Source organism: Burkholderia sp. WSM2230 (assembly GCF_000472445.1).
Lineage (GTDB): Bacteria > Pseudomonadota > Gammaproteobacteria > Burkholderiales > Burkholderiaceae > Paraburkholderia.
The window spans coordinates 261,649-286,763 of sequence record NZ_AXAJ01000005.1 but is presented as its reverse complement, the minus strand read 5'-3'; the positions used below and the strand labels follow the sequence as shown (position 1 = coordinate 286,763).

Annotated in this window: 23 protein-coding genes; 9 read left to right on the top strand and 14 right to left on the bottom strand. The window is 62.2% G+C overall.

The window, feature by feature from the left end:
• Window positions 1–20: 20 nt before the first annotated feature.
• The 6 genes from A3AC_RS0113200 to A3AC_RS0113175 form a co-directional block, all read right to left on the bottom strand.
• A complete protein-coding gene (locus A3AC_RS0113200; RefSeq protein ID WP_025599380.1) occupies window positions 21–1,256 on the bottom strand; it encodes a YbfB/YjiJ family MFS transporter in 1,236 nt (411 codons plus the stop codon).
• A gap of 165 nt (window positions 1,257–1,421) precedes the next feature.
• Window positions 1,422–2,123, bottom strand: a complete 702-nt coding sequence (locus A3AC_RS0113195) for a 4'-phosphopantetheinyl transferase family protein (RefSeq protein WP_025599379.1) — start codon at window positions 2,121–2,123, stop codon at window positions 1,422–1,424.
• Window positions 2,124–2,190: 67 nt separating this feature from the next.
• Entirely contained in the window at window positions 2,191–3,522 is a 1,332-nt protein-coding gene (locus A3AC_RS0113190) for an MFS transporter (protein WP_025599378.1), read from the bottom strand.
• A 192-nt stretch (window positions 3,523–3,714) separates the two neighbouring features.
• Window positions 3,715–3,951, bottom strand: a complete 237-nt coding sequence (locus A3AC_RS0113185) for a DUF2783 domain-containing protein (protein ID WP_025599377.1) — start codon at window positions 3,949–3,951, stop codon at window positions 3,715–3,717.
• A 40-nt stretch (window positions 3,952–3,991) separates the two neighbouring features.
• Window positions 3,992–5,701 carry an FAD-dependent oxidoreductase gene (locus tag A3AC_RS0113180; protein WP_025599376.1) on the bottom strand — a complete coding sequence of 570 codons (1,710 nt, stop codon included), beginning with the start codon at window positions 5,699–5,701 and terminating at the stop codon, window positions 3,992–3,994.
• An 84-nt stretch (window positions 5,702–5,785) separates the two neighbouring features.
• Window positions 5,786–6,745 (bottom strand): MBL fold metallo-hydrolase, encoded by a 960-nt coding sequence (locus tag A3AC_RS0113175; RefSeq protein WP_025599374.1) that lies wholly within the window; start codon window positions 6,743–6,745, stop codon window positions 5,786–5,788.
• Between the two features lie 279 nt (window positions 6,746–7,024).
• On the opposite strand from A3AC_RS0113175, the gene A3AC_RS0113170 reads away from it, so the two are divergent.
• Together A3AC_RS0113170 and A3AC_RS0113165 are read left to right on the top strand one after the other, a co-directional pair.
• Complete coding sequence (locus A3AC_RS0113170; protein ID WP_025599373.1) at window positions 7,025–7,888, top strand: IclR family transcriptional regulator; 864 nt, start codon at window positions 7,025–7,027, stop codon at window positions 7,886–7,888.
• Entirely contained in the window at window positions 7,885–8,712 is an 828-nt protein-coding gene (locus A3AC_RS0113165) for an IclR family transcriptional regulator (protein ID WP_025599371.1), read from the top strand. Before A3AC_RS0113170 ends, A3AC_RS0113165 begins: the two co-directional genes overlap by 4 nt.
• 51 nt (window positions 8,713–8,763) lie before the next feature.
• Here the strand turns inward: A3AC_RS0113165 and A3AC_RS0113160 are convergent, their stop codons facing one another.
• The 3 genes from A3AC_RS0113160 to A3AC_RS0113150 all read right to left on the bottom strand — a co-directional run bounded on the left by A3AC_RS0113160 (window position 8,764) and on the right by A3AC_RS0113150 (window position 11,571).
• Window positions 8,764–9,624 carry a MurR/RpiR family transcriptional regulator gene (locus tag A3AC_RS0113160; RefSeq protein WP_025599370.1) on the bottom strand — a complete coding sequence of 287 codons (861 nt, stop codon included), beginning with the start codon at window positions 9,622–9,624 and terminating at the stop codon, window positions 8,764–8,766.
• Window positions 9,625–9,687: 63 nt separating this feature from the next.
• A complete protein-coding gene (locus tag A3AC_RS0113155) occupies window positions 9,688–10,770 on the bottom strand; it encodes an ABC transporter ATP-binding protein (protein WP_025599369.1) in 1,083 nt (360 codons plus the stop codon).
• 27 nt (window positions 10,771–10,797) lie between these two features.
• Window positions 10,798–11,571 (bottom strand): SDR family oxidoreductase, encoded by a 774-nt coding sequence (locus A3AC_RS0113150; protein ID WP_025599368.1) that lies wholly within the window; start codon window positions 11,569–11,571, stop codon window positions 10,798–10,800.
• Between the two features lie 278 nt (window positions 11,572–11,849).
• On the opposite strand from A3AC_RS0113150, the gene A3AC_RS0113145 reads away from it, so the two are divergent.
• The 3 genes from A3AC_RS0113145 to A3AC_RS0113130 all read left to right on the top strand — a co-directional run bounded on the left by A3AC_RS0113145 (window position 11,850) and on the right by A3AC_RS0113130 (window position 15,005).
• Complete coding sequence (locus A3AC_RS0113145) at window positions 11,850–13,082, top strand: ABC transporter substrate-binding protein (RefSeq protein WP_025599366.1); 1,233 nt, start codon at window positions 11,850–11,852, stop codon at window positions 13,080–13,082.
• A 184-nt stretch (window positions 13,083–13,266) separates the two neighbouring features.
• Entirely contained in the window at window positions 13,267–14,157 is an 891-nt protein-coding gene (locus tag A3AC_RS0113135) for a carbohydrate ABC transporter permease (RefSeq protein ID WP_025599364.1), read from the top strand.
• Window positions 14,154–15,005 carry a carbohydrate ABC transporter permease gene (locus tag A3AC_RS0113130; RefSeq protein WP_025599363.1) on the top strand — a complete coding sequence of 284 codons (852 nt, stop codon included), beginning with the start codon at window positions 14,154–14,156 and terminating at the stop codon, window positions 15,003–15,005. Before A3AC_RS0113135 ends, A3AC_RS0113130 begins: the two co-directional genes overlap by 4 nt.
• Window positions 15,006–15,111: 106 nt before the next feature.
• On the opposite strand, the gene A3AC_RS0113125 is transcribed toward A3AC_RS0113130, so the two are convergent.
• Entirely contained in the window at window positions 15,112–15,405 is a 294-nt protein-coding gene (locus tag A3AC_RS0113125) for a DUF1330 domain-containing protein (RefSeq protein WP_025599362.1), read from the bottom strand.
• Window positions 15,406–15,745: 340 nt separating this feature from the next.
• Here A3AC_RS0113125 and A3AC_RS0113120 point away from each other — a divergent pair, with 340 nt between their 5' ends.
• Complete coding sequence (locus A3AC_RS0113120; RefSeq protein ID WP_025599361.1) at window positions 15,746–16,546, top strand: hypothetical protein; 801 nt, start codon at window positions 15,746–15,748, stop codon at window positions 16,544–16,546.
• A 12-nt stretch (window positions 16,547–16,558) separates the two neighbouring features.
• On the opposite strand, the gene galU is transcribed toward A3AC_RS0113120, so the two are convergent.
• From galU to A3AC_RS0113100, 3 genes are all read right to left on the bottom strand, one after another.
• Window positions 16,559–17,470 carry a UTP--glucose-1-phosphate uridylyltransferase GalU gene (gene galU, locus A3AC_RS0113115; RefSeq protein ID WP_025599360.1) on the bottom strand — a complete coding sequence of 304 codons (912 nt, stop codon included), beginning with the start codon at window positions 17,468–17,470 and terminating at the stop codon, window positions 16,559–16,561.
• An 11-nt stretch (window positions 17,471–17,481) separates the two neighbouring features.
• On the bottom strand, window positions 17,482–18,447 hold the full coding sequence (locus A3AC_RS0113110) for a hypothetical protein (RefSeq protein WP_025599358.1): 966 nt from the start codon (window positions 18,445–18,447) through the stop codon (window positions 17,482–17,484).
• Between the two features lie 773 nt (window positions 18,448–19,220).
• Entirely contained in the window at window positions 19,221–20,996 is a 1,776-nt protein-coding gene (locus A3AC_RS0113100) for a tannase/feruloyl esterase family alpha/beta hydrolase (protein ID WP_051361623.1), read from the bottom strand.
• Window positions 20,997–21,573: 577 nt separating this feature from the next.
• Between A3AC_RS0113100 and A3AC_RS0113095 the strand changes: the two genes are divergently transcribed.
• The 3 genes from A3AC_RS0113095 (at window position 21,574) to A3AC_RS0113085 (ending at window position 24,526) form a co-directional block, all read left to right on the top strand.
• Complete coding sequence (locus A3AC_RS0113095) at window positions 21,574–22,461, top strand: LysR family transcriptional regulator (RefSeq protein WP_025599355.1); 888 nt, start codon at window positions 21,574–21,576, stop codon at window positions 22,459–22,461.
• 131 nt (window positions 22,462–22,592) lie between these two features.
• On the top strand, window positions 22,593–23,759 hold the full coding sequence (locus A3AC_RS0113090) for a CaiB/BaiF CoA transferase family protein (RefSeq protein WP_025599354.1): 1,167 nt from the start codon (window positions 22,593–22,595) through the stop codon (window positions 23,757–23,759).
• Window positions 23,756–24,526 carry an enoyl-CoA hydratase gene (locus A3AC_RS0113085; protein ID WP_025599353.1) on the top strand — a complete coding sequence of 257 codons (771 nt, stop codon included), beginning with the start codon at window positions 23,756–23,758 and terminating at the stop codon, window positions 24,524–24,526. The genes A3AC_RS0113090 and A3AC_RS0113085 overlap by 4 nt, the downstream gene beginning before the upstream one ends.
• 99 nt (window positions 24,527–24,625) lie before the next feature.
• On the opposite strand, the gene A3AC_RS0113080 is transcribed toward A3AC_RS0113085, so the two are convergent.
• Window positions 24,626–25,066 carry a hypothetical protein gene (locus A3AC_RS0113080; RefSeq protein WP_025599352.1) on the bottom strand — a complete coding sequence of 147 codons (441 nt, stop codon included), beginning with the start codon at window positions 25,064–25,066 and terminating at the stop codon, window positions 24,626–24,628.
• Window positions 25,067–25,115: the final 49 nt, after the last annotated feature.

Below are 25,115 nucleotides of genomic sequence, written 5' to 3'. Positions count from 1 at the left end.
GGTGCGCCACCATACGCACTTCACTCTTCGCGCAGCGGCTTTTGACACGCGGCCAGCAGTGCGCCGCCCGCCAGCAACAGCGCTGAATAGATGAGGCCGCGCGCAAGCCCCGCTCCGTCCGATATCCAGCCGATCACCATTGGCCCCACGATCTGCCCGAACGCGAACACAATCGTGAACGCACTGATGCCTTTGGCCCAATGGCTTGTCGGCAGGTTGTGGCGCACGAATGCCGTAGTGGATGCAACCGCCGAGAGAAACGTCGCGCCAAATAGCGCGCCGGATGCAAAAGCAATCCACGGTTGCGTGAACAACGCCGGCAACAGCGTCGCGACCGCGAGCAGCGCGTTAAGCAAGGCCAGCGCCTGACCACCGCGCATGCGGTCGAGCAATCCGGACCACAGACGCGCCGAGAGCACCGTCGCAACACCCAGCAACAGATAAAACTCCGTGACGACAGCGGCGCTCATGCCCGCGTTGCGCAGCAGAGCGACGATGAACGTCATGTAGCCGATATAGCCGACGCCGAACAAGCCATACCCGGCGAGCGCGCAGGCAAAGCGCGGCCAGCGCGCGGCGTGGCTCGCGCCTACGCGCTGCGCGGCCGGTGCCGCCACGGCGTGCAAGCCCTCTATTTTCCGCGCAGCGCCTACAGCCGCCACGGTGAAGAGTGCGCAGGCGGCGGCCAGCGCAAACCACGCGAACTGCCAGCCATGTGCGCGGTTCAGGATCGTCACCGGCACCAGTAGCGATGACGCCACAATGCCCCATCCCGTGCCGCCGTAGTACAGGCCGAGCACGAGTCCGGCATCGCGTGGTCTCGCCGATGCAAGCCGCGCGGCAAGCACTCCGCCGCTGATGAAAATCGCCGCGCTGGCCGCGCCTGTTATCACGCGCAACGCGAGCAGCAAGTTGGTGTCCGCGACAAGCCCGCTGGCGGACATCAGGAACGCGGTAGCTCCGCACCCGGCCACGCACAGTTTGTCTGCCTGCCAGCGGCGTGCGAAATGCGGAAAAGCCAGCGCGCCTAGCAGATAACCCAGCGCGTTCGCGGTATTCATGGCGCCGGCTTGCGCAAAGGTCCAGCCGAGGTCGAGTTTCATCGAGGGTAATAGCAGCGCATACGCGAAGCGCGCTAACCCCAGCGCGATCGCGCTTCCCAACGATAAGGCAGTGGCCAGCATCAGCGTTGGCAGGCGCTGTGCTGCTTCGTCTGCAATGGAGGAATGCGCGGCTTCGGACGGATCTGTCGGCATGGGCTAGTGTTCGTGAGCAGGCATGGTTGCGAGGCGGTTTTATGTGTTCGGCTGAGAGTGCCTGGTGCTTCGCCATCTTATCCGGAGGCGCCGCGCGGGGCTGACAGTTAGTTGCATTTGAAGCGCGCAGATACGTGCGCAAAAGCGCCTTCAATGGTCGACATCTTATGGAACAAGCGGCGCCAAAGACCACGCGACACACGCCGCGTAGCCGTGCGGCGCAGCGATCCACTGCGCGGCTATCGTCTGCATGTCATCGGGAATCATGTTGCGCAGCGTGACGCGATGGCCTTCGCGCGGCAACACGGTCAAATGCTGCAAGCCGCGCACGATGCCCACGCCCGTCGTCTTCACGAGCGCTTCTTTTGCTGTCCATGCGTCGTAAAACGCAGCCATTTGCCGCGAAGGATCGAGGCGCCCGATCCACGCCGCCTCGTCCGCGTCCAATGTCAACGCGACGATGGAGCGCCAATCAAAGGTATCGACGCACTGTTCGATATCGACACCCACGCGCCGCGCCGACGACATCGCGATCACGCCGCACGCGCCCGCATGCGATACGTTGAAGTCGAGTGCGGTCGAATCCGCGAGCCGCGGGCGGCGGTTTTCGTCGACCGTCAGGCGCACAGCGCGAGCGTCCATGCCGCTGCGTTGCGCGAGCAGTTCACGCAACGCAGCGCGGGTTGCGGCAAAGCGCAGCGCGTCTTCGCGGCGGCGGAACTGGCGCGCCCTGTTGCGCTCGTCGTCGCTAAGGGATTGGAACGCAGAGGCATCGAGCGATGCGTCGAAAGACACGTCGACCCGCCACAAGGACAGGTCGGGCGGGCCTTCATGCTGTAGCGGGACAGGTTCGAGAGTGGCAGACATCGCAAGAATCAAGCGCAATGGAATTCTGCGACTCTACACGATGGCTCTTTCGCCAACTGCGCGACCTTCAGAGCGGCTTGCCTTCCTTCGGCACGCCAACCAGCAGCGCAATGCCGCTCGTGAACAGCAGCACGGTCAGCAGATAAAGCGCGTTGTCCATGCTGCCTGTGTGCGTCTTGATCTGGCCGATCACCCACGGGCTCACAATGCCGCTCGTAATGCCAATGCTGCTGATCAATGCAATGCCGCCCGCCGCCGCGGCGCCCGACAAATAATTCGACGGCACCGTCCAGAAGATTGGCAGCGCTGCAAAAATCAGCACGGCGGCGAGAGAGAGAATCGCGAGCATCGCGGGAAAACTGCTTAAATGCAGGGTCAAAAGCGAAAGCGCGAGGCCGCCGCCAATCGTGCATACCGCGAAGTGCCGGCGACGCTCGCCGCGCCGGTCCGAATGACGCGCAATCAGAATCAGGCCGACCGCGCCGATCGCATTCGGAATGACACTGTACAAACTGATTGCGAGAACATCGCGAATGCCGAAGTCGCGGATCATCAACGGCATCCAGAAGTTGAGCGTCAGCGACGCACAGGTCAGCGAGAAATAGATGAAGGCGAACAGGTAGACGCGCGGATTGCGCAAAGCCTGCACGAACGAGTGCGATGAATGCGCCGCGCGCGACGACGCGGCGCCTTTTTCGTCGCGCTGCGCGATCAGTTGCGCTTTCTCGTCATCCGTGAGCCATTTCGCGTGCTGCGGACCGTCAACCAGATAGACGGCGGCGACAAACGCGAGGATAACCGCCGGCGCCCCTTCTATGACGAACATCCACTGCCAGCCGAACAGACCCAGCACGCCGCCCATATCGCGCATGATCCAGCCCGACACGAGGCCGCCCAGCACACCCGCCACCGCCACGCCCGCAAAGAAGACCGACAGCACCGCCGCGCGCCGCCGGGCCGGATACCAATACGTCAGATACAGCACGATGCCCGGAAAGAAGCCTGCCTCGAACACGCCCAGCAGGAAGCGCAGCAGGTAGAAATGCGCGGGCGTCGACACCATCATCATGCCGACCGACGCCACGCCCCACAGCAGCATGATGCGCGTGAATGTTCGACGCGCGCCGAACTTCGCAAGCAGAAGGTTGCTTGGGACTTCGCAGAGAACATAGCCGATATAGAACACGGCCGCGCCGAGCCCATACATTGCGTCGCTAAAACCGAGGTCGTGCTTCATCTGCAACTGCGCAAAGCCGATGTTGATGCGGTCGAGAAACGAGACCACGTAGCACAGAAACAGAAACGGAATGATGCGCAGCGAGACCTTGCGATACAGCAGATCGTCGTGCGCGGCGGCGCTTGAAGCCGGCTCGAGCGCCGGGGCGAGGGATTGACGCATCGGTTATCTCCAGACTTGAGGCGTGATGGGTCCAACGGACCCGCGGGTCCGGCGTCCTGAATCGCCGTGTTGTTGTGTGGCTCTGTTGTGTCGAAGTGACAGCGGACGAGGGCGTGAACCGGCCCTACTGCTGTTGTGAGTAGCGCGCCGCCTGACAAACCGCGCGCGCGTCCCTGCTACATGGACTGCGAATCAGGCTGCAAGCGGATGAACCGCGCCACCTTCCGGCGACACATCCGCCACCCCTTCGCGTGCATGCCGGATTGCTTCAAGCAGCGTCGCGTGATCGCCGATATGGTTGGCGAGCAGCAGAATGAGCTGCGCATTTGCCGACTGGCTGCGTGCGTCGTCGAGGTCGCGATGCATGTCGATCAGCGCCTCGTAGAAATCGTCGGGCCGCGCGAGGTTCGGTTGGGTATTAAGTGCCATGGTGTCTCCAGATTCTATTTTTACGTTAAAGGCGCGGTGCTCAGGCTGTGCCTTCCACGCACAACGCTCGCTTTAACGCACGCTCGAGCGCGAGCGGTTCGACTTGCCGCCAGCGCGCACACACATGCTGGTCCGGCCGGATCAGATAGAACGTGCCGGGCTGTGCGTCATAGCGCGCGCCTGCAAGTCCCTCGGCATCGCGCAGAATCGTCGCGCCCGCGATGGTCGCCGGCTGCGTTTCGCCGCGCGCGATCACCACGAGCTTCAACGGAATCGCGCTTGTGCGAAGCGTATTCAGCGCGGTTACAGTTGCAGCGTCGATGCCTTCGTCGCCGCAAAACAGCATGCCTGTGAATTGCTGGCCGAGATGCTGGAGCAGCCAGCCAGGTTCGCCAGAGGCCTGCACGGGTGCATCGACACATGGGGCGCCGGGCACCATGAGGCCCTCGAAACTGTCGCGATCCGCGGTATTGAGCGGCGAATCGCTCAGCACCGCAGGCACCGACAGGCGGCCGCTGTTCGTCAACTGCCGCGCAAACGGATGATGGCGCGCGAGCTTCAGCACTGCATCGCGAAACACGCGGCTCATCGGGCTTTTCGGCGTGATGAAATCAGTGGAACGCGTGGAGTTGCGGATGTTTTCGTCGGCGGCAAATTCGCGTTCGCTTGCATAAGTGTCGAGCAACGCGTCCGATGCCTTGCCTTCCAGGACCATCGCCAGTTTCCATGCGAGATTTTCCGCGTCCTGTACGCCGCTATTCGCGCCGCGTGCACCGAACGGCGACACGCCGTGTGCGGAGTCGCCCGCGAACAGCACGTTGCCGTGCCGGAAGCGTTCCATGCGCAAACACGAAAACGTGTAGACGCTGACCCATTCCAGCTCGAATCTGGCGTCAGGTCCGAGCAACGCGCGCACACGCGGAATCACACGCTCAGGCGTTTTTTCGAGCACTGGATCGGCGTCCCATCCGAGCTGAAAGTCGATTCGCCACACGTTGTCAGGCTGACGATGCAGCAGCACCGACTGATTCGGATGAAATGGCGGATCGAACCAGAACCAGCGCTCGGTCGGAAAGTCCGCTTCCATTTTCACGTCTGCGATCAGGAAGCGGTCTTTGAACGTCACGCCTTTGCTGTCGAGTCCCATCAGATTGCGGATCGGACTGCGCGAGCCGTCGGCGGCAACGACATAGCGGCCACGCAACGCGTATTGACCGTTGGGCGTTTCGACGGTCAACGTCACTGCGGCATCGCAGGTGCCCGGCGTTCCGCTCTGCTCGACGCCGACCACTTTGCTTTTCCAGCGAATCTCGATGTTCGGCATTTGCTGCGCGCGTTCGAGCAGAAAACCTTCGACGTAGTACTGCTGCAAGTTGATGAACGCAGGCCGATGATGACCTGCTTCGGGCTGCAGATTAAATGTGTAGACGAGCTCGTCCTTGAGGAACACCTTGCCGACATTCCAGCTGATGCCCTTGTCGACCATCCGCTGACCGCAACCGAGCCGATCGAAAATATCCAGCGAGCGCTTGGAAAAGCAGATTGCACGCGAGCCCGTGGACAACGAGCAGTCGTCGTCCACGAGTATCACCGGCACGCCCTGTTGCGCGACGTCGATTGCCGTAGCAAGACCCACAGGCCCCGCGCCGACCACGATCACCGGATAGACCGTCTGCTCACCGCCGTGGCGGGAATCCTGCTCGCGGCACGGCTGGTATTCGAACGACAGCGTCTGGTAGTTGATGCTCATCTTGTGTCTCCGTCCTTCTCCGCTTTGCTCTGCTGGCTCTGCTATGGCCTGGCGCTGCTGTTCGCTTCTATCGTTCTATGCCGCTCAGGCTTGCAGCGCGTCCCACATTTCCTTGTCGCGCTGCGCGGTCCAGATGCGCGGATGCGTGATGCCGCTCGCTTCGTCGTAAGCGCGCGAGACGTCGAACGGCAGGCAATGTTCGTAGATGAACACATGGCCGAACTTCGGGTCCATTGCCTTGCGCGTATGCGCCATGGCGGCCTTCAGGTCCAGCTTCTGGGCGACGGCTTCGCGGCCTTGCTGCAGGAGCGTGGTCACGAAATCTTTCGTGTAGTCGAGGCCTTTGTTGACGTCTTCAGGCGTGGTCAGCGCGGGGCCGCGGCCAGGCACCAGCTTCTCCGCGTTGAGCGCACGCAGAGCTTCGAGCGTGGCCGGCCATTGTTCGAGCTGCGCGTCGCCGCAATAGCAGGCTGCGTCGTATTCGACGAGATCGCCTGAAAACAGCACCTTTTGCGACGGCAGCCACACCACGGTGTCGCCCTTCGTGTGACCGGCGCCCAGATGCGCGATGCGCACTTCGAGCTTGCCGAGAAATAGCGTCACTTCCTTTTCGAAGACGAGCGTGGGCCACGTCAGGCCCGGCACCGTTTCGACGCCGGCAAACAGACGCGGGAAGCGTTCGATTTCCGACTTCATGTCTGCTTCGCCGCGCTCGACGATCATCTCGTACGTGCCGCGGCTCGCAATGATTTCCTGCGCGCCTTCCTTGAAATACGCCGACGCGCCGAGCACTCGCACCGCGTGATAGTGCGACAGCACGACGTATTTGATCGGCTTGTCGGTGACGCTGCGGATCTTCGCGATGAGGTCTTGCGCCATGGCCGGCGTGGCTGTCGTGTCGACGATCAGCACGCCGTCGTCGCCGATGATCACGCCCGAATTTGGGTCGCCTTCCGCCGTGTACGCGTAGGCGTTCTCGGACAACTGCGTCCACGTGACTTTCTTGACTTCAAGATCGGCCTGCGATGCGAATGCCTTTGCCATGCTCGTCTCCCTCAAAAGTTGGACGTGAGGCGAGACAGCCGGTCGCGCGCCGTGGCGCGTGCTGACGGTATTGGAGGTTGTCTCGCCCCTTTTTTGACTCTGTGACTGCGACGGTGTGTCGGGGTGAATGCATCTTAGGATCACGACTGTCTATTTGTCAATAGCGAAATGTATCGCTATACGCAAATCGCACAACACCTAAGATGTAAGCGTGGACCGTGGCGGTTTGCGGCTCCGGGTTCGGTTAACATGAACGCTTTTTAACGGACAGGCGTGGGCGTGAGCAAAGCAGCGAAGGCAGCCGAAGAGGCCGCGGGCAAAGGCCCAGGCGCCAACGAAACAGCGGAAGGCGGCAAGACGCAGCGCGGCATTCAGAGTGTCGAAGTCGGCGGACGGCTGCTGCTTGCGCTCGCGCAGGCGCGCGTGCCGCTCGCGCTGTCGGACCTCGCCGTTGCCGCCGAGCTGGCGCCGGGGCAGGCACATGCTTATCTGGTGAGCCTGAGCCGCCTCGGCCTTATCAAGCGCGACGAGTTGTCGGGCCGCTACGAGCCCGGTCCGCTGTCATTGCGGCTCGGGCTCTTGCATCTGGAAAATCAGCCGGCGTTTCGCGCCGCCGTGCCGCGCGTAGCGGCGCTCGCCGAAGCAATCGGCTTCAGCGTTGCCATTTGTATTGCGGGGCCGCAAGGGCCGACCATCGTTCGCTATGAGCATGCGGGCTTTCCCTTGCACGTGAATCTGCATGTGGGCACGGTGATGTCTTTGCCGGCGACATCGACGGGACGCGTGTTCTGCGCTTACTTGCCGCGCGAAACGCTCGACGCGATGTGGGCAAACCAGTCCGGCGCCGCACAAAGCAGGCCGAGCGCGCCGCGCGACGCTGCTTTCCAGGCGTCGCTGGAAAAGATCCGCGCGCGCGGCATGGAGTGCAGCGTGGATGCGCCGAGTCCCGGCATCAGCAGCCTCAGCGCGCCGGTGTTCGACCAGCACGGGCGTTTCGCGCTGGCGTTGACGGTGATCGGCTCGACCGGCGCGATCAATGTGGCCGCCGACGGCTCGATTGCCCACGCGTTGCTCGGCACCGCTCGCGAGATCGGCGCGGAGCTCGCCATTCAACCCTCACAGCTTGCAACGTCCGCATCGTGACCGACCACTCTGCTCCCGTTTCCGCCGATGCGAAACCGCAGCGCGGCATCCAGTCGCTCGACAGCACTGGCGAACTGCTGGCGGCGCTCGTCGCGGCGGCACGGCCGTTGAGCTTGCGCGACCTCGCAGCCGCAGCCGGTATGCCGCCGGCGAAAGCGTTCCCGCATCTGGTGAGCCTGCTGAAGACCGGCTTGCTGAGCCGCGACGCGTCCGGCTGTTTCGAGGCCGGGCCGCTCGCGCTGGAACTCGGTTTGATCAGCCTGCAGCGCCTTTCGCCGACGCGCGAGGCCGAGCCCGAAGTGGTCGAGCTGGCGACAGCGACTGCGATGAGTGTCGCGATGGCAGTGCTCGGTCCGCTTGGGCCGACGGTCGTTCGGCTGGAAGAATCGCCGCGGCCATTGCATGTGAGCTTGCGCGTGGGCACGGTGATGTCGCTGGTGAACACGGCGATTGGGCGGGTCTTCGCGGCGCATATCGCGGACGACGTGCGTGCCGGGCTGCTCGCGCAGGACCATTTGCGCCTCGCCGGTGCGAACGAGGCCGACGTTTTCGCGGACAAAGGCACGCCGCCGGCGTTGAAAAAAGCCTACGCGCAGCGCCTCGCGCAGATTCGCGCGGACAGTATCGATACCGCGCTGAGCCGCCCCATACCGGGCATCGACACGCTCGCCGCGCCGGTATTCGATCACACCGGCAGCATCTGTCTCGTGCTCGCGCTGATGGGACCGACCGGCAGCTTCGACAGCGCCGCGACGGCCGGGCCCGCGCAGACGTTGCGCACGGCAACGCTGCGCCTGTCGCGCAGGTTTGGGTGGATGGGGTGACCCGGGCTTTTGCGAGCGGCGGCGGAGGCGGCGGTTGATAGTCCCGCTTGCCTAATCCCCAGTCTGCGGCTCATGCGACGACAACCTCGCCTTCGCATGCCGCATCTTCTCCAGCGTCTTCGGGCCGGCCTTGAGCGCGACGCCGATGGCGAGCGCGTCCATGATGCAAAGATGCACGAGCCGCGACACGCCGGGCGTATTCGGATCAATCGCGCTCGGCACGCGCAGCAGCAGCGCAATATCCACAAGCCACGCAAGGCGCGAGCCGACAGTGGTAAGCGCGATCGTGGTCGCCCCGCGTTCCTTCGCGATCTGAATGCTCTCGTTCACCTCGACGCTGCGTCCCGAATGCGAAATGCCAAAGGCCACGTCGCCTGGCTCCATCATGCCGGCGTAGAGGCGTTGCAAGTGCGCGTCGGTAAAAGCGGTGGACGCAATGTCGAGGCGCAGGAACCGCAACGCCGCGTCTTGCGCGACCAGACCGGACCCCGAGCCGACGCCGAAAAAGAACACACGCCGCGCACTCGATAGCGCCGCAATCGCGCTCTCCACCACTGCGGGATCCAACGCGCCGCGCGCGTGTGTGATGCCTTCGACGGCGGCTTCGCCTACTTTGTCCATCAGCGTTTGCACGTCGTCGTCGCGCGCAATCGCGGCAGACGAATACGGCAGCCCGCCCGCCACGCTCTGCGCCAGTTGCATCTTGAAGTCGCGTAGACCATGGGCGCCGATGGCCCGGCAAAAACGCGTAACCGAAGGCTCCGAGACGTCTGCGCGCTGCGCGAGCTCGGTGATGCTCGCGCGCATGGCGAAGTCGACGTCGTTCAGCACCATGTCGGCGACCTTGCGCTCGGCGGGCCGCAAACTCACGAGTGCGCTGCGGATGTGGGGAATCAAGTTCGGTGCGGACACCCGGTGTTCCTTGAGGGTTAAATGAATCCGCGTCGCTCGCAGCTTCAATCGGCAACACGCGGCTCAGACCAGTCTGCGTCCACTCTGCGTATCGAACAGGTGAATATGAGCAGCGGGAAGGCGCAGCGCGACGCGCTCGCCCGGCTCCATCTCCGAGCGTTGACGCGTCGTCACGCACCACGTGTTGCCGCCTATTTTCCCGTACAAGTGCGTCTCCGCGCCAGTCGGCTCGATCACCTCGACTTGCATGATTGCGTCGGGCGTCTGCGTGACCGTTTCGATGTGCTCGGGGCGCACGCCCAAAGTCACATTCGCGCCGGTTGTTGCCGAAGCAGGCGCGCCTTCCAGCACGATCTCGCTGCCGTCCGCGAGTTTCAATGCGAGTCCCGAAGCCTGCGAGCGGTTCACCACGATGCCTTCGGCGAAATTCATCGAGGGCGAGCCAAGAAAACTCGCGACGAACAGATTCTCCGGACGGTCATACAGTTCGAGCGGACGCCCGATCTGTTCGATCCGCCCCGCGTTCATCACGACGATGCGATCGGCCATCGTCATGGCTTCAATCTGATCGTGCGTCACGTAAATCACCGTGTTTTTCAGGCGCTGATGCAGCGCCTTGATCTCGGTACGCATTTGCACGCGCAGCTTCGCGTCCAGATTGGAGAGCGGCTCGTCAAACAGAAACAGCGACGGCTCGCGCACCACCGCGCGACCCATCGCGACGCGCTGGCGCTGACCGCCCGACAACGCTCGCGGCAAACGCTCCAGGTAGCCGCCGAGATTGAGCATCTTCGCGGCGGCCTCGATTCGCGGCTTGAAACTGGCCGGCGACTCCTTGCGAATTCGCGGACCAAACGCGATATTTTCGTAGACCGAAAGATGCGGGTACAACGCATAGCTTTGAAACACCATCGAGATATTGCGCTGCTGCGGCGCGAGATTGTTCGCGCGCGTTCCGCCGATCATCAGATCGCCGCCGCTGATTTCCTCGAGCCCCGCCACCATGCGCATTAACGTGCTCTTGCCGCAGCCCGACGGACCGACCAGCACGACGAACTCGCCGTCGTCGATATGAAGGTCGATGCCATGCACCACCTGCGTATCGCCGTAGCGTTTGAAGATGCCGCTCAGTTGCACTGCTGCCATGCTGTCCTCGTCGTCTGCAGGTTTCGGTCAAAGCGATTCGAGCGTCAGTTCTTGCGCCATCAAACGGTTGCCGGCCATCAAGCCGCCGTCGACGGGAAGCGCGACGCCGGTAATCACGCGCGCCATTGGGGAGGCGAGAAACAGCACGGCGTCGGCAATGTCGTCGGGCGTCGCGAAGTCGCGCAACGGGTACCACTTCTTCAGGTCCTCGAAGACCTGCGGGTTCTTGTCCACGCGCGCCTGCCATGCCTGGGTCTTCACGGTGCCCGGACACACGATGTTCGCGCGGATGCCATAGCGGCCCAATTCCAGTGCGAGCGCCCTGGTGTAACTGATCAAGCCCGCTTTTGCCGCGCTGTATGCGGGATGCCCGAGCGCGGCCATGCCGTTCACCGAGCCGATCAGCACGAGCACGCCATGCTCGCGTTCGATCATGGACGCGCGTACGGCTTCCACCGTGTGGTACGTGCCGTTCAGGTTCAGATGAATATCGCGTTGCCAACTGGCGGCGTCGGTCGTGGCAAGCGTGAGCCCTTCAGCGGCGCCCGCGTTCGCGACGAGGACATCTACCGGTCCACGCTTCGCCACTGCGGCGGCTACGGCTTGCTGCACCGCCGCGGCGTCGCCGAGATCGGCAGCAAGCGGCGTTACCCGCGTTTCGCCGAGTTGCTTCGTCAGGCGATCGAGCGCCGAGGCGTCGATGTCGAGCGCCAACACCGTGTCGCCTTCCTCCACGAAACGCCTGCACAGCACGCTGCCGATGCCGCCGCAAGCGCCCGTCACCAACACCACTCGCTTCATTTTGCCCTCGCTTTCACGCGCGCTGCACGGTTCGCGTTCCGTGTAAATTTCTTACAGCACCGTGCGGCGCACAACTGTTTCTGTCCCGGATAGTGGGTAATCGGCCAGCGGCCCGCGCCCAGAATATCCCTGTTTTACAGGCATCTTATGCACAAACATGCCGGATAAAAAATATCGCAGACCCTACGTGACAATGCATTTTTAGCCGTGTAGGATTTTTTCAAACAATTCAACACACAGCGGCCGGCGACGGCAGCCAACCTGTTCAGGAGAGAGAAATGTCGTTGCATGCCCGTGCTTCCCTCGCGCTCGGCAAAGTCGCCGTGGCGCTCGCTTTTGCAGGTATCGCCGTAGCGGCTCATGCCGACACGGTCCGCGTGACCGTCGCGCACTACAGCGATGCAACCGCTCCGTACTTCGAGAAGATGGCGCGCAACTTCGAGAAGGCAAATCCCGGCACCACCATCAAGATCGAAGACGTGAACTGGGACACATTGCAGCAGAAGCTGCAGACGGATATCTCCGGCAATGCGAATGCCGACCTCGCGATCGTCGGCACGCGGTGGCTGCTTGACTTCGTGAAGGACGATGTGGCCGAACCGCTCGACGGCTATATGGACGCCAATTTCAAAGCACGCTTTATCGGTCCTTTCCTCGCGCCAGGCGAGATCAACGGCAAACTCTACGGGCTGCCGATTGCGGCATCCGCCCGAGCGCTGTACTACAACAAGGACCTGCTCGCCAAAGCCGGCTATCCGGATGGCCCGAAAACATGGAACGACGTGATCGAGGCGTCGAAGAAACTGAAGGCGCAGGGCATTGCCGGTTTCGGTCTGCAGGGCAAGGAAATCGAAACGGACGTGTATTTCTACTATGCGCTGTGGACCAACGGCGGCGACGTGGTCGGCAAGGACAACAAGGCGGCGTTCAATTCGCCGGCCGGCGTGAAGGCGGCCACGCTGTATAAATCGCTGATCGATCAGGGCCTGACGCAGCCGGGCGTAACCGGCTATAGCCGTGAAGACGTGCAGAACCTCTTCAAGCAAGGCCGCGTGGCGATGATGATCTCCGCACCGTTCCTCGCAAAGCAGATCAAGAAGGAAGCTCCTAATCTCAAGTACGGCATTGATCCCATTCCGATGGGTACCACGCACGCCACTTACGCGGTCACGGATTCGATCGTGATGTTCAAGAACTCGAAAGTGAAGAAGTCCGCGTGGAAGTTCCTCGACTATCTGTTCACGAAGGAACCGCGCGTCGAGTTCACGACCACAGAAGGCTTCCTGCCGACTACCAAGGCAGAATCGACCGACCCGGCGTTCAATGATCCGGATACCAAAGCATTTGTCGCCTTGTTGCCCACCGCCCGCTTTGCGCCGACCGTGACGGGCTGGGAAGACACTGCGAAAGCCGTGACCGACGCAATGCAGTCCATCTATCTGGGCAAGGCGAAACCGGCCGATGCGCTGAATGCGGCGGCCGCACAGGCCAACAAGTCGCTCGGCCATTGATGCGCGCGGCGCGCCGATCTTGCGGTAACTCGCTGCACGGCAAGCGCGCCGCATTCGTTGCGACTGCCGCCGTGGCAATGAGCGCGGCGCGCGTTGCGGCTTTCACGCTGGCAGCTCCCGACTAACCGGCCCATTCCGACGCGCCCGCATGCTTCATGCGGGCGCGCCTCACGATCGAGCACGCATGAGCCGTTCTGCTTCTTCACGTCTGCAAGCGCCGTGGCTGCTGATTGCGCCGAGCCTGGTGCTGGCGCTTTTCATCATCAGCTATCCGATTTTCAACATCGTGTGGCAATCGCTGCATGAGGTGTCGCGTTTCGGGGCGATTCGCGACTTCACCGGCTTGCAGAACTTCTACTCCATCTTCAGCGACCCCACGTTTCTGGCGGCCGCGCGTCGTACGATTGTGTGGACGGTGTTCGTGGTCGGCGGGACGGTCGCTATTTCGGTGCCGGTCGCATTGGTGCTCAATCAGGACTTCCATGGACGCGGCATCGCGCGAACCATCGTCATGCTGCCGTGGTCAGTTTCGCTGACCATGACCGCGGTTGTCTGGCGTTGGGCCTTCAACGACGACTACGGCATGGTCAACGTCACGCTTCAACGCCTGGGTTTGATCGGCGGCCCGATTCACTGGCTGGCGACACCTGAGCTTGCGTTTCCGGTGGAAATCGCAGTGGGCGTGCTCGTGTCGATTCCATTTACCGTGACGATTCTGCTCGGTGGATTGTCTTCGGTGCCCGGCGACATCTATGAAGCGGCGCGCATCGACGGCGCGAGCGCATGGCAGCAGTTCCGCAAGCTCACGCTGCCGTTGCTGCGGCCCTTCATCAATATGGCGATTCTGTTGAACGTGATCTATGTGTTCAACTCGTTTCCGATTATCTGGGTGATGACGCAGGGCGGCCCCGACAACAGCACGCACATTCTCGTCACATATCTATACGAGCTCGGCTTCAGGCTCGGTCGACCGGGCGAGGCGGCCGCTGTGTCGCTGATCATGCTCGTCATGCTGTTCGTGTTTTCGATGGCGTATCTGCGCCTGCAGCCGGCCAAAGAAGGAGAACCGTCATGACGCTCACCGCGAAAACCAAACGGTCGCTGTGGTGCTGGCTTGCCTTGTCGCCGCTGGTGGTGGTCGTGCTGTTCCCGTTTGCGGTCATGCTGTTCACCGCATTGAAACCGGCTTCCGAGATTTTCGTTTATCCCGCGCGCTGGTTGCCGGTGCATTGGCAGTGGAGCAACTTCGTCGACATGTGGCAAGCCGCCAATTTCGGCGTGGCGCTGCGCAACAGCACGGTCATCAGTCTACTGTCGACATTGCTCGCACTCGCGGTGAGCTTGCCCGCAGCTTACGCATTGGCGCGCTTTCCGTTCCGCGGACGCGGACCGTATCGCCAGTTCCTGCTGGTCACGCAGATGCTCTCGCCCATTCTGCTGGTCGTCGGCCTCTTCCGGCTCGCTGCAATGATCCCTTATGGCGACGGTAATCTCGTCGATTCGAAAATCGGCGTGATCGTTTCCTACGCGGCCTTCAATATTGCCTTCGCGGTCTGGATGCTGTCTTCGTATTTTCAAACGGTGCCGCGCGATCTCGAGGAATCAGCGTGGCTCGAAGGATGCGGACGAGCAAGAGCCGTTTTCAAGGTGTTTCTGCCGCTTGCCGTGCCCGCGATTGTCGTCACGGCAATCTTCACGTTCATTAACGCGTGGAATGAGTTCGCGGTTGTCTACACGCTGATACGCTCGCCGGAGAACAAGACGCTCACTGTACAGGTGACCGATATGGTCGCCGGCAAATATGTGGTTGAGTGGCATCTGGTGATGGCCGCGACGCTTTGCGCGACGTTGCCGGTCTCGGTGGTGTTTGCGTGGTTGCAGCGGTATCTGGTGAAGGGTCTGGCGCTGGGTGCGGTGAAGTAGGTCGAGCGGACCGAGCTGAAGTTCGGCAACTTCAGCGCGGTCAGGGTCGTCAGCGCCTTCATGGCGCTCAGCGCACGCGGCGCTGAGCGCTGGCAGCTTTATCCGCTTATTCAGTGCCGCGGACAATGCGCAGATCGCGCTCTACTGCGTCGCCCAAGGCCTCGAGCGCTTTCTTGTAGGCGTCGCTGTCATATGCGGCGACCGCTTCTTCATACGACGGGAACTCGATCACCACCGTCCGCTCCTTCATGCCCTGCTCGCGAATTTCGTCCGCGACGCCGCGCACGAGAAATCTGCCGCCGGCGGCCGTCACTGCGGGCATAGCCAACTGGCCGTAGGCCGCCAGCTTCGACGGATCGTTGATCTTGCGATATGTGGTTACCCAATACCCCTTGCTCATTTGACGCTCCTCGTTGTTGATGGTCATGCGAGAAGGAGAGCGTATCAGAGATCGCGCAGCCGCCAGCCAGGCCTTATCTCGTCGGCGTGCATCGGCGCGGCAAGTCTGATCCGATACTCACCCGGCGAATCGCGCCACATGGCCGAAAAAGATGGCCTAAAACGTTGAATATCGGCGGGTGACAAACCGCTAAGTTCTGTAGAAACTCTTCGTACGATCCACGCTGTGTATAGACGGCTGACCGTTCGCGTTTAAAACGCAGCGCATTGCCGTTCACGGTCAGGCAACGAGTCGTCGTTTATCATGGACCCGTGCCTTTGGATGAAGCTTCAGTTTAGATATGACTAATACCGGAAAGACGCTGATTGTCGGCCTCGTGCTGGCGGACCTGGTGATCTGCGCCTATTTGCTCTACCCGCGCGAGGAAAAGAAGTCGGCGGCGTCGCCCGAGGCGGTGCTCACCGCGCCTGACATCGTCGATTCTCGCCCGGCCGAAAACCATGTGATTGCGGGCAGCATCGCTCGTCCCGCATCGCCGCAGACGGCTGCGAATGCGAACAACAGCCGCGCCCAGAACGGCACGAACGTGAGCCGCGTGGACGTGCGGCCGCCGGCGGCGGCTCAGGCGATTGCGACGCAACCCGCGATGCCTGCGACGCCGGCCGCACCAGCGGCGCCGGTCGACGGCCTCACGAATGTGCCCGCCGCGGACATGCAAACGCAGGCGCAGCTTCCGCCGGTCTCGCAGCCGGCGCAGCCCGTGCAACCGCAACCGCAAGCGCAAGCTCAGCAGCAACCGCAGGTGCGAGCGCAGTCGCAAGCGCAGCAGCAGCAGTCGCAACCGCAACCTCAACGCTCCTACGCAAGGTCCAGGACCACGCAGCATGCCGAAGAGTCGCGCGGCCACGACGATCTGCGCCGCCGTGGCTCGAGCGACGTAGGCGCGATGATGACGGAACTGCTCGTGCGCGAGTCGGCGAAACTCGATCCTTCGTTGCCGCCTCCGCCTCCCGCCGACCCCGTCGATCTCAATCGCCGCAGTACGAACCCTGTCGCCGCTGCGATGACCGATCAACTGGTCAAGGAGTCCGCGCGCGTGGCGCCCGCGTCCGGCGCGCAAAAGCTGCCGGGCACAAAATAGACGCGGACTGCCTTATGCCGTTGCCAGATCGACGGCATCGGGGTAATGCATTCTCGACGCGATCTGCTCGCGCAGATACGCGTCGAATGCCTGCGCGACTTCCGGATGCCGCAGCGCGAACTCCACGGTCGCTTTCAGATAGCCGAGCTTGCTGCCGCAATCGAAGCGTGTGCCCGCATAGCGGTGCGCAAGCACCTGCTCGTTCGCGAGCAGCGCTTGCAGCGCATCGGTAAGCTGATACTCGCCGCCCGCGCCCGGCGAGAGATTGCGTATATGCCGGAAGATCGCGGGTGTGAGAATGTAGCGCCCCACGACGCCGAGATTGGACGGCGCATCTTTCGGCGCGGGCTTCTCCACGATCGTCGATACCTTCAGCAAGCCGTCGTCCCATTCGCGGCCGCCCACCACGCCATAAGAACTGCTGTGCTCGCGCGCAATGGTTTCGACGCCGATCACGGAGCTATGGTAATGATTGAACACATCCACCATTTGCGTGAGCACCGGCGGCTCGCCATGCAACAGGTCGTCGGCGAGGATCACGGCAAACGGCTGGTTGCCCACCAGTTTCTCCGCGCATAGCACGGCGTGGCCGAGGCCGAGCGCGTCGGCCTGGCGCACGTAAAAACAGTCGACGTTGGCCGGTTTTATGCCGCGCACCAGTTCCAGCAGCTTCTCCTTGCCGCGCGCCTCGAGTTCCGCTTCGATCTCATACGACTTGTCGAAATGATCTTCAATGGCGCGCTTGCTTCGGCCTGTTACGAAGATCATTTCGGTGATGCCGGCTGCAATCGCCTCTTCCACTGCATACTGAATGAGCGGCTTGTCGACAATCGGCAGCATCTCCTTCGGACTTGCCTTCGTCGCGGGCAGAAACCGTGTGCCCAACCCCGCCACCGGAAATACCGCCTTCGTCACTTTCAACATGATCGACCCCGTTATTGACAATTGAATCCCTGCGCCCGCTTTACTGACGATGCCGCGAGCCGTCGCGCAGCGCCGCGCTGCTTCGACAATGCCGATGCATCAGCGGCGTCGATGCTCACTCGCGAGGCGGTTTCCGGTGACAACAGCAACGCGTTCATCACGCGCAGCCGCCACTCCTCGGGCGGCATGCCGTCAATCGACGTAATCAGTTTCACCTTGATCGACGGATTCAGAACCAGCCGCTCGCGCAAGCTATTGACGATCCATCGATCCAGACGGCGTGTCAGGCCAAGACGTTCGAGGGCCTCCAGCGCGACGCCCAGCGGCCTCGTCTTGCCGCCCGCGCGCTCGGTCAGCGCGAGCGCAAAGCAAGTCTTTTGCTGCGCGTTAGCGCCCTGCCGTAGTGGCGTGAGTTCGACGGCGAGCCGGCCCTGGTCCATCGCGCGAAACAGCGCGACAGCAGTAGCCATGTCGCCTTGATACTGCTCGCGCCAGCCTGGCAGTCGACCAGGCAAAAGCGAGGCCGTGCCGACCGCGTCTATGTCGAACGGTTCGTCGCCATAGCGGGCAACGCGCACCGAAATGGCCGGATAAACGGTTCCGCCGTCTCCATACACGGGAGCGCCGCCGAGTGCTTCGACGATCCGGTCGGGCAGACTCGCATCGCTCATTGGCAATGCGCCGCTCAGCAACTCGGCTTGCGAACCGGCGTCGAACGCGAACAAGATGTGATCGCCGCTGCGTGCGACCATGCCGCCTTCCACCGCAACTAGCTGGCGCGCGCGCTCGAGCACCGCGCGCCGCACGGTGGCGCCGAGCGGGCGTTCGTAGGCCGCCTCGATCTGCCGCACGTTGAAGATTGATGCAACGAGACATAGCGGCATCGCACCATCGCGCGATTTGCCGGGCCCCACGCCGAGACGGCTCAGCAGTGAAGCCAACTGCGCATCGTTCAGCAAGCGATGCAGGTTACTCATCGCGGGCCTCGCGTTCCGCGATTTCCAGCGGGTTTGACAACGCAGTGCCGGCTAGACGCTGACGCTCCGAGTTCCCATACCCGGTAGGCGTCATTCCGGTCCCAACTAGATCGCACGCACAACTCATATCGCTACCCCCTGCAACATGGCGAAATCGCTTTTTCTGCAGTGCATCATAGGCGCTTCATTTCGCGCGCAATTTCAAGGTGTCCGATTGCATCCACCTATTGGCGGATGCGACCAAAGTGCGTTCGGAGATGTTCGAGGCGCGGGTTCGCGGGATGCAGTAGTGAGCCGCATGGCGACGCTGACCACAGTCACGGTCGCGTGGGAGAACGTTATGGATGCGTCGGCGTCGACAAGATGGTGATGGGCCGCCGAGTTCTCATCACGCGTATTCGTCTGTATTGCGAAGCTTTATACAGATTGAAGAGGGTACTTGATTGTCGCGTTCGGCCAAGAGCTTGGGCAAAACAGCCGCAGCTTCGCAATTGGCGATTTTGCGCGGCTAAACTCCGTTCCGGTCTTCGAGGGATCGCTATCTCAGGACTACCCCGTCCCTCGACTTTCGGCCTGCCGTTCCCTCGGGCGGCAGGCTTTTTTTTCGCGGTGCGGCTTGCGCAACCGCGTCGCCGAAAATGGGCTGGCGAGCCATGAACCGGTGGAACGGCGCCGCGCATCCGTCAATGGCGCCGCCTGAAATGAAGGCGCGCGCCACGAAATGATGCCGGCGCGCGCGACACTGTGAAGCAACAGTTTGGTCAAATGCAATGCTAGTGACTGGAAGCTTCGTCCGTGCGGAACTGTGTCTTGCGATAGCTGCTCCAGTTATTGCCACCCTTGCAGACGAGTTGTGTCCCTTCAACGTGGCACCACGCTTCATATCCAGGCGAATACAGCCATTCGCCGATCCAGTGCAAATCGACATGCGGGTCCTTCTGCGTGCCGGACGAAACAAAGTTCGCCGCGTCGTCCGTGCTGCCCGAACCCGTGTATTGAGCAACGGCGGGATACGGGAACACAGGGCGCGTGCGGGTTGCCTGTCCGCTCGAATCGACGATAGATGCGACGATTGTCCCCGGCTTCGTGCCGGTTTCCACCCAGGCCATCACCGAAGTCACGATGTCGAATGTGTTCGGGCCGTTGCCGCCACCGCAATGCGCGACGCCCGGAAACAGATAGAGCCTTGTGAACCGGTCAACGTTTTCACCGCCCATCACATTCTTCATCTGTTCGTAGTACTCAATCGTGCCGCGCGGTGTGATGTGTTGATCCTCGAGTCCATGCCACAGTATCAGTTTGCCGCCACGGCGCGCGAACGGACTCAGATCGGGATCGGTGGCCGCGAGATAGTTCGACGTCTGCACCGTCTTCAGGAATGAATCCACGGTGAACTTCAGATCGGTGATCGTCGCGGACGGATACGATGCGTTGAAGTAGTCAAGGTACTTGAGGAACGGCAGCACGAAATTGATCGTGCCGCTCGGCCCCGCATCGGTGGCTGGAATAAAAAGACTCCAGTTCAACTCCGAACCCCATTCACGCGATACCGGTTGCTCGAGATGAATGCCGCGCGAATCGGTGGCTCCATCGTGGATCGCGCGAACCACGTCCACTTCCGCTTGCGAGAGGCAGGTAGAGCTCGCCTGATTCTTCGCGCACAGCATGGTCGACGGATTGAAGCGGCACACTTGCGGATTGTCGATCACGCCATCGGTCACGCCATCCAGGCCATCGCACGCAGCCAATACGGCGGCGTGAATGAGCGGAAGCTTGTCCGCCAGCAGAATGTACTTGCCGGTATTTGGATCGACGTTGACGGCGGCCGGCCACGCGTGGTGAAACGTGTTCTGCACGAGCAGGTCGTTCGCGGGCGCGCCGGCCGCGATGCCGTCGAAATCGTCCGGGAAACGCTGCGCTTCCATCAGCGCTTCGCGGCCTCCATCGGAACAGCCGTCGAAGTACGAATACTTCGCTGGGCGCGCGTAGAACCTGTTGATAATCGCTTTCGACACCTGCGCCGTGGCATGTTCCGCACGATAGGCAAAGTCGAGCTTCGCCTGCGGACTCAGTGCCCACGATCCGTCATTGAGCCCTTCGTGGCCCATGTCGGTTGCCGCCATCGCGATCTGCCCGTTGGTAACGGGCACGCATGTCGAAGCCATTGGCGCATTCACAGAAAGATTGCCGCAGAGACCGCCGCAACCCGCCTGCAGATAGCGCTGCGTCCAGCCTTGCGTGGGCAGTTGCAATTCGAACAGCGACGCGCCCGGCCCGATTGTGCCTTTCACGTCGCAGACGGGCGCCGGCAGTTTGTTTTGTCCGACGACGGTGCCGGCAGGAAGAACGGTCGCTGACGTGATCGTCACCGTGCCGTCGGTCACGCCGTTCAGATCGATGTTCATGACGGCTGCGCAGTCCATCGCGGGCAGCACTGCGGGCAGACTGGCGAGTCCGCCGCTCGCGGCTTGTGCGGCGGACGGCACGCCGGTCATTGCGATCAATGTCGCCATGGCGATCAATAAGGCGGACCAGCGCCCACTGGCGATTCGTTGCGCGCAGCGGCTCTTCTGCCACTCGCGGGCGGCCAGCAAAAGGCCGCGTGCTATCCGTCCTGCTCTGAAAAATACAGGCATTGTTGTCTCCAGTCGTTGTCGTCGAAAAGCGTTGTCGTCGAGAAGCGCGGTGGACATGCTGTCAAGATAGATGCAAGTGCCCGGCGGCACGTCGCCGTCTGGCGCGATGTGCGAGTATCAATATAGGTCGAGGCCGGACCGGAAAGTAGGCAGCAAGGTGCCGCTGAGCCAGCGCGAAATTATTCAGATATCCGAATTTTTCATGGTATTGGCTGAAGCTGCCAAAGGTATTGCGAAACCATATCCATTAGGAAAGACCCGGAAAATCAATAAGCTAGCCCATGGTCGGCAAGCAGACCGCACGGCTTTCGCATGAACGCATGTAGCGCCTGCAACATCGCCGGCTCATAAGAAAAACAGATTGGCCAGGTTAATTTTCGCAATTGCCGATCGCCTGCTGAAACCGGCGCGGACGGCCGCGGGTCGCGAAACACTAAACTATCGGGCGACGCATGCACCGATTCATCGTTTGACACTCATGGGAGACGAAGTGAAATTCGACACGACAACCGTCCGCCTGATTCTCGCCATTGCCGAGGAAGGCAGCATCTCGCGAGCCGCCGACAAGCTGAGCCTGGCGGTCGCGGCGGCATCGCGGCGCGTGTCGGACCTGGAGGAGCAACTCGGAGCGAAGCTCTTCAGGCGCGTGCCGCACGGCGCGGAAATCACCGAGTCGGGCACCAGGCTGCTCGAATACGTTCGGCAGATCGACAACCTGATAGACCGCATGGAAGGCGATGCGCAGGCGCTCAATCATGGCCTTGAAGGACGCATCATCATCGGCGCGCCCAAGGCAGTGGTGATTCAGTTTCTGGCCCGCGAGATCGCGGCGATCCAGCAAAAGTACCCGCGCATCGCGCTGAAAATCGTCGAGGAAAACAGCAAGATCGTGCAGCGACTGCTGCGCGACAAAGTGATTGACGTGGGCATCTACGAGAAGAAAAGCGGCTTTCTCGACCTCGACAAATTCGCGTATAGGGAAGACCGGCTCGTGCTCGTTTATAGCCGCGCGCATTTCCAATTCGGCACTGCGCCCGTTAGCATCGACGATATGCTCGACGTTCCCATCGTGAGCCTGGGCAAGGGCTCGGCGGTACTGTCGGCAGTGGAGCGCGCGTATCGCAGCCGCGGCCGGCTGTTTCCGAACAACCTCACGGTGACCGGCTTCGACACCATGCTGGCGATGGTGCGTCATGGACTCGGCGTCGGCCTGATGCCGCCTGATGTGCTGCAGAGCTTCCGCCCCGAGGCAGCGCTAGCGTCGGTCGAGCTTGACGGAGACTGGGCACGTCGCCATTACGTGTTGTCCTGCGTCGAGGGACACGCTCAGGAACAAACGCTGCGCAACGTCGTCGAGGCGTTGCTCGCGGGCGGCTAGCCGTGCCCGCATGCACAGCGGTTTCGCGAGCCGCGAAACCAGCCATGACGCCGCGATTCTTGCGGCGCGCCCTCCAACTCGGCGACAGTGGAGTCACAACATGACTCATCCGACCAGGGAGGAAGCCCGCCATGACGCAATCAACGCATCTACCGCTGCAAGGCATACGTGTGCTCGACGTGAGCCAGGTGATGGCGGGCCCGTTCGCCTGCATGATGCTCGCCGACCTGGGCGCGGACGTCATCAAGGTCGAGCCGCCTGAAGGCGACCAGACGCGCAGTTCAATGGGCTTCAAGATGAAAGGCCCCGACAGCATGGGCTTTCTGAACCTCAACCGTAACAAGCGCTCGGTCACGCTGGATCTGAAAAGCGACGAAGGGCGCGAGATGTTCTACAAGCTCGCGAAAACAGCGGACGTCATTGTGGAGAACTATCGGCCCGGCGTCGTGCAGCGTTTGCGAATCGACTATGAGTCCATCAAGGCGATCAATCCGAAGATTGTCTATGCGAGTATTTCGGGCTTCGGGCAGAGCGGGCCGTGGGCGTCGCGGCCCGGCTTCGATCTGATGGCGCAGGCCATGTCCGGCGTGATGAGCGTAACGGGCTACAAAGGCGGCAAACCGGTGAAAGCCGGCGTTCCGGTCGCGGACATCGGCTGCGCGCTTTTCGCCGTGTATGGCGTGCTGTCCGCTTACATCGGCGCGCAGAAAAGCGGCGAAGGCCAGCATATCGACGCGTCGTTGTTCGATTCGATCATGGCCTTCTCGATCTGGGACATGTCCGACTACTGGGGCACCGGGGTGCCGCCGACCCCGCTTGGCACGAGCAACAAGATGAGCGCGCCCTACCAGGCCGTGAAGGCGCGCGACGGTTACTTCGTCATGGGAGCGACAAACCAGAAGCTCTGGACCCGATTGTGCGAAGTGCTGGATCGCCGCGACCTGCTGGAGCACGCCGATTACGCGAGCGTGTCGCTGCGCCTGAAAAATCGCGAGGCGATGATCGAGGCGCTGGAGCAGGAATTCGCGAGGCTCGACAGCGCGGAATGGGTCGACATGCTGCTTGCCGCCGGCATTCCAGCAGGTCCGATTCTTTCGTATCCAGAAGCGTTTGCAAGCGAACACGCCCAACATCGCAAGATGTGTATGGAGATCGATCACCCGAACGAGGGCAAAGTCAAAAACATCGGCTTTCCGGTGAAACTGCTGGGCACGCCGCCTACCGTGCGCCGCCATCCGCCACTGCTCGGGGAGCACAACGACGAGATCTTCGCTGAGATCAACGGAGCCGCGTCATGAGCGAACAGGAACTGGTTCGCCTCACGTTCCATGCCTCAGGCGCGGCGGAAATTCTGATAGACAGGCCCGAGCGGCATAACGCGATGACACTCGACATGTACGAGTCGCTGCTCGCGCATGTCGCGCGGTGCGAGGCGAATGGCGATGTCCGCTGCATTCTTTTGCGCGGCGCCGGCGGCAAGTCTTTTGTCTCCGGCACGGACATCGGCTATTTCGAGGACTTCCGCGATGGGCGCGACGGCATCGCGTACGAAGCGTTTGTCGAGCACGTGATAGACACCGTCGAGCGGATTGCCGTGCCGACCATCGCCGTGATCGACGGCTGGGCAGTGGGCGGCGGTCTCGCGCTCGCCACGGCCTGCGATTTCCGCGTCTGCACCGAAGCTTCGCGCTTCGGCGCGCCGATTGCGAAGACGCTGTCGAACACGCTGTCGTCGCGCAACATCGCGCGGCTTCAGGCGGCATTCGGCACACCGCGCGTCAAGAAGATGCTGATGCTCGCCGACTATCTGACGGCCGAAGAAGCGCTCGCGTGCGGATATGTGCAGGAGGTCTGCACCCGCGAGGCATTGGAAAACGCAGCGCACACGCTCGCGCAACGACTGATTGCGCTCTCGCCGGTCACGCAGCACGCGGTAAAGGAAAGCTTGCGCCGCATCGTGATCGAGCAGCGACTCGACGACGAAGATCTGATCGAAGCTGTGTATGGCAGCAGTCGTTTCAAGGACGCGGTAGCGGCGTTTACAACGCGCCGAGGCCGCGATTGAAACGCCGTCTGAAGCACGCGCGTTAGAACGCCACCCTTAAATTGGCCGGTGCGCGCGCGGCGCACCCGGCTTTCGCGACATTTAACGCAGCGCGACTAGTTAGTCGTAGTGGCGATGCTTGTGCCGTTTCTTGCCCGAACGGTAGCCGCGCGAGTAGTCGTCGGCATACGAGTTGGAGCGCGAGATGTTGCCACCAAGCGCCGCGCCCGCGCCGCCACCCAAGGCTGCGCCGACCAGGCCGCCGCCACGGCCGCCCATTGCATTGCCGGCCGCCGTGCCCGCGCCGCCGCCCAGCGCGCCGCCGATAATCGCGCCCGTGCGCTCGCGACGGTTCGACGTTACCGCGCCGCCCGCTCCGCCGCCCACGGCGCCGCCGATCACGGCGCCCGTGCTGCCGCCGACCGCGCCGCCCAGCGCCGCACCCGCGACGCCACCGAGGCCGCCGCCGAGCGCGTTACTCATGTCGCCGGCCACCGCCGACAAGGAAGCCGCGCTCGCGAGCGCCGCAACAGCCACAATCTGGAGGATTTTCCTGGACATAAAAGGTCTTTGGTTTTTTATGAGACGGCGCCGAGTATAACCGGTGAGA

Coding starts and splice junctions, on each gene's coding strand:
- A3AC_RS0113200 (WP_025599380.1), bottom strand. CDS start 1,256: ATGCCGACAGATCCGTCCGAAGCCGCGCATTCCTCCATTGCAGACGAA.
- A3AC_RS0113195 (WP_025599379.1), bottom strand. CDS start 2,123: ATGTCTGCCACTCTCGAACCTGTCCCGCTACAGCATGAAGGCCCGCCC.
- A3AC_RS0113190 (WP_025599378.1), bottom strand. CDS start 3,522: ATGCGTCAATCCCTCGCCCCGGCGCTCGAGCCGGCTTCAAGCGCCGCC.
- A3AC_RS0113185 (WP_025599377.1), bottom strand. CDS start 3,951: ATGGCACTTAATACCCAACCGAACCTCGCGCGGCCCGACGATTTCTAC.
- A3AC_RS0113180 (WP_025599376.1), bottom strand. CDS start 5,701: ATGAGCATCAACTACCAGACGCTGTCGTTCGAATACCAGCCGTGCCGC.
- A3AC_RS0113175 (WP_025599374.1), bottom strand. CDS start 6,745: ATGGCAAAGGCATTCGCATCGCAGGCCGATCTTGAAGTCAAGAAAGTC.
- A3AC_RS0113155 (WP_025599369.1), bottom strand. CDS start 10,770: ATGGCAGCAGTGCAACTGAGCGGCATCTTCAAACGCTACGGCGATACG.
- A3AC_RS0113150 (WP_025599368.1), bottom strand. CDS start 11,571: ATGAAGCGAGTGGTGTTGGTGACGGGCGCTTGCGGCGGCATCGGCAGC.
- A3AC_RS0113145 (WP_025599366.1), top strand. CDS start 11,850: ATGTCGTTGCATGCCCGTGCTTCCCTCGCGCTCGGCAAAGTCGCCGTG.
- A3AC_RS0113135 (WP_025599364.1), top strand. CDS start 13,267: ATGAGCCGTTCTGCTTCTTCACGTCTGCAAGCGCCGTGGCTGCTGATT.
- A3AC_RS0113130 (WP_025599363.1), top strand. CDS start 14,154: ATGACGCTCACCGCGAAAACCAAACGGTCGCTGTGGTGCTGGCTTGCC.
- A3AC_RS0113125 (WP_025599362.1), bottom strand. CDS start 15,405: ATGAGCAAGGGGTATTGGGTAACCACATATCGCAAGATCAACGATCCG.
- A3AC_RS0113120 (WP_025599361.1), top strand. CDS start 15,746: ATGACTAATACCGGAAAGACGCTGATTGTCGGCCTCGTGCTGGCGGAC.
- galU (WP_025599360.1), bottom strand. CDS start 17,470: ATGTTGAAAGTGACGAAGGCGGTATTTCCGGTGGCGGGGTTGGGCACA.
- A3AC_RS0113110 (WP_025599358.1), bottom strand. CDS start 18,447: ATGAGTAACCTGCATCGCTTGCTGAACGATGCGCAGTTGGCTTCACTG.
- A3AC_RS0113090 (WP_025599354.1), top strand. CDS start 22,593: ATGACGCAATCAACGCATCTACCGCTGCAAGGCATACGTGTGCTCGAC.
- A3AC_RS0113085 (WP_025599353.1), top strand. CDS start 23,756: ATGAGCGAACAGGAACTGGTTCGCCTCACGTTCCATGCCTCAGGCGCG.
- A3AC_RS0113080 (WP_025599352.1), bottom strand. CDS start 25,066: ATGTCCAGGAAAATCCTCCAGATTGTGGCTGTTGCGGCGCTCGCGAGC.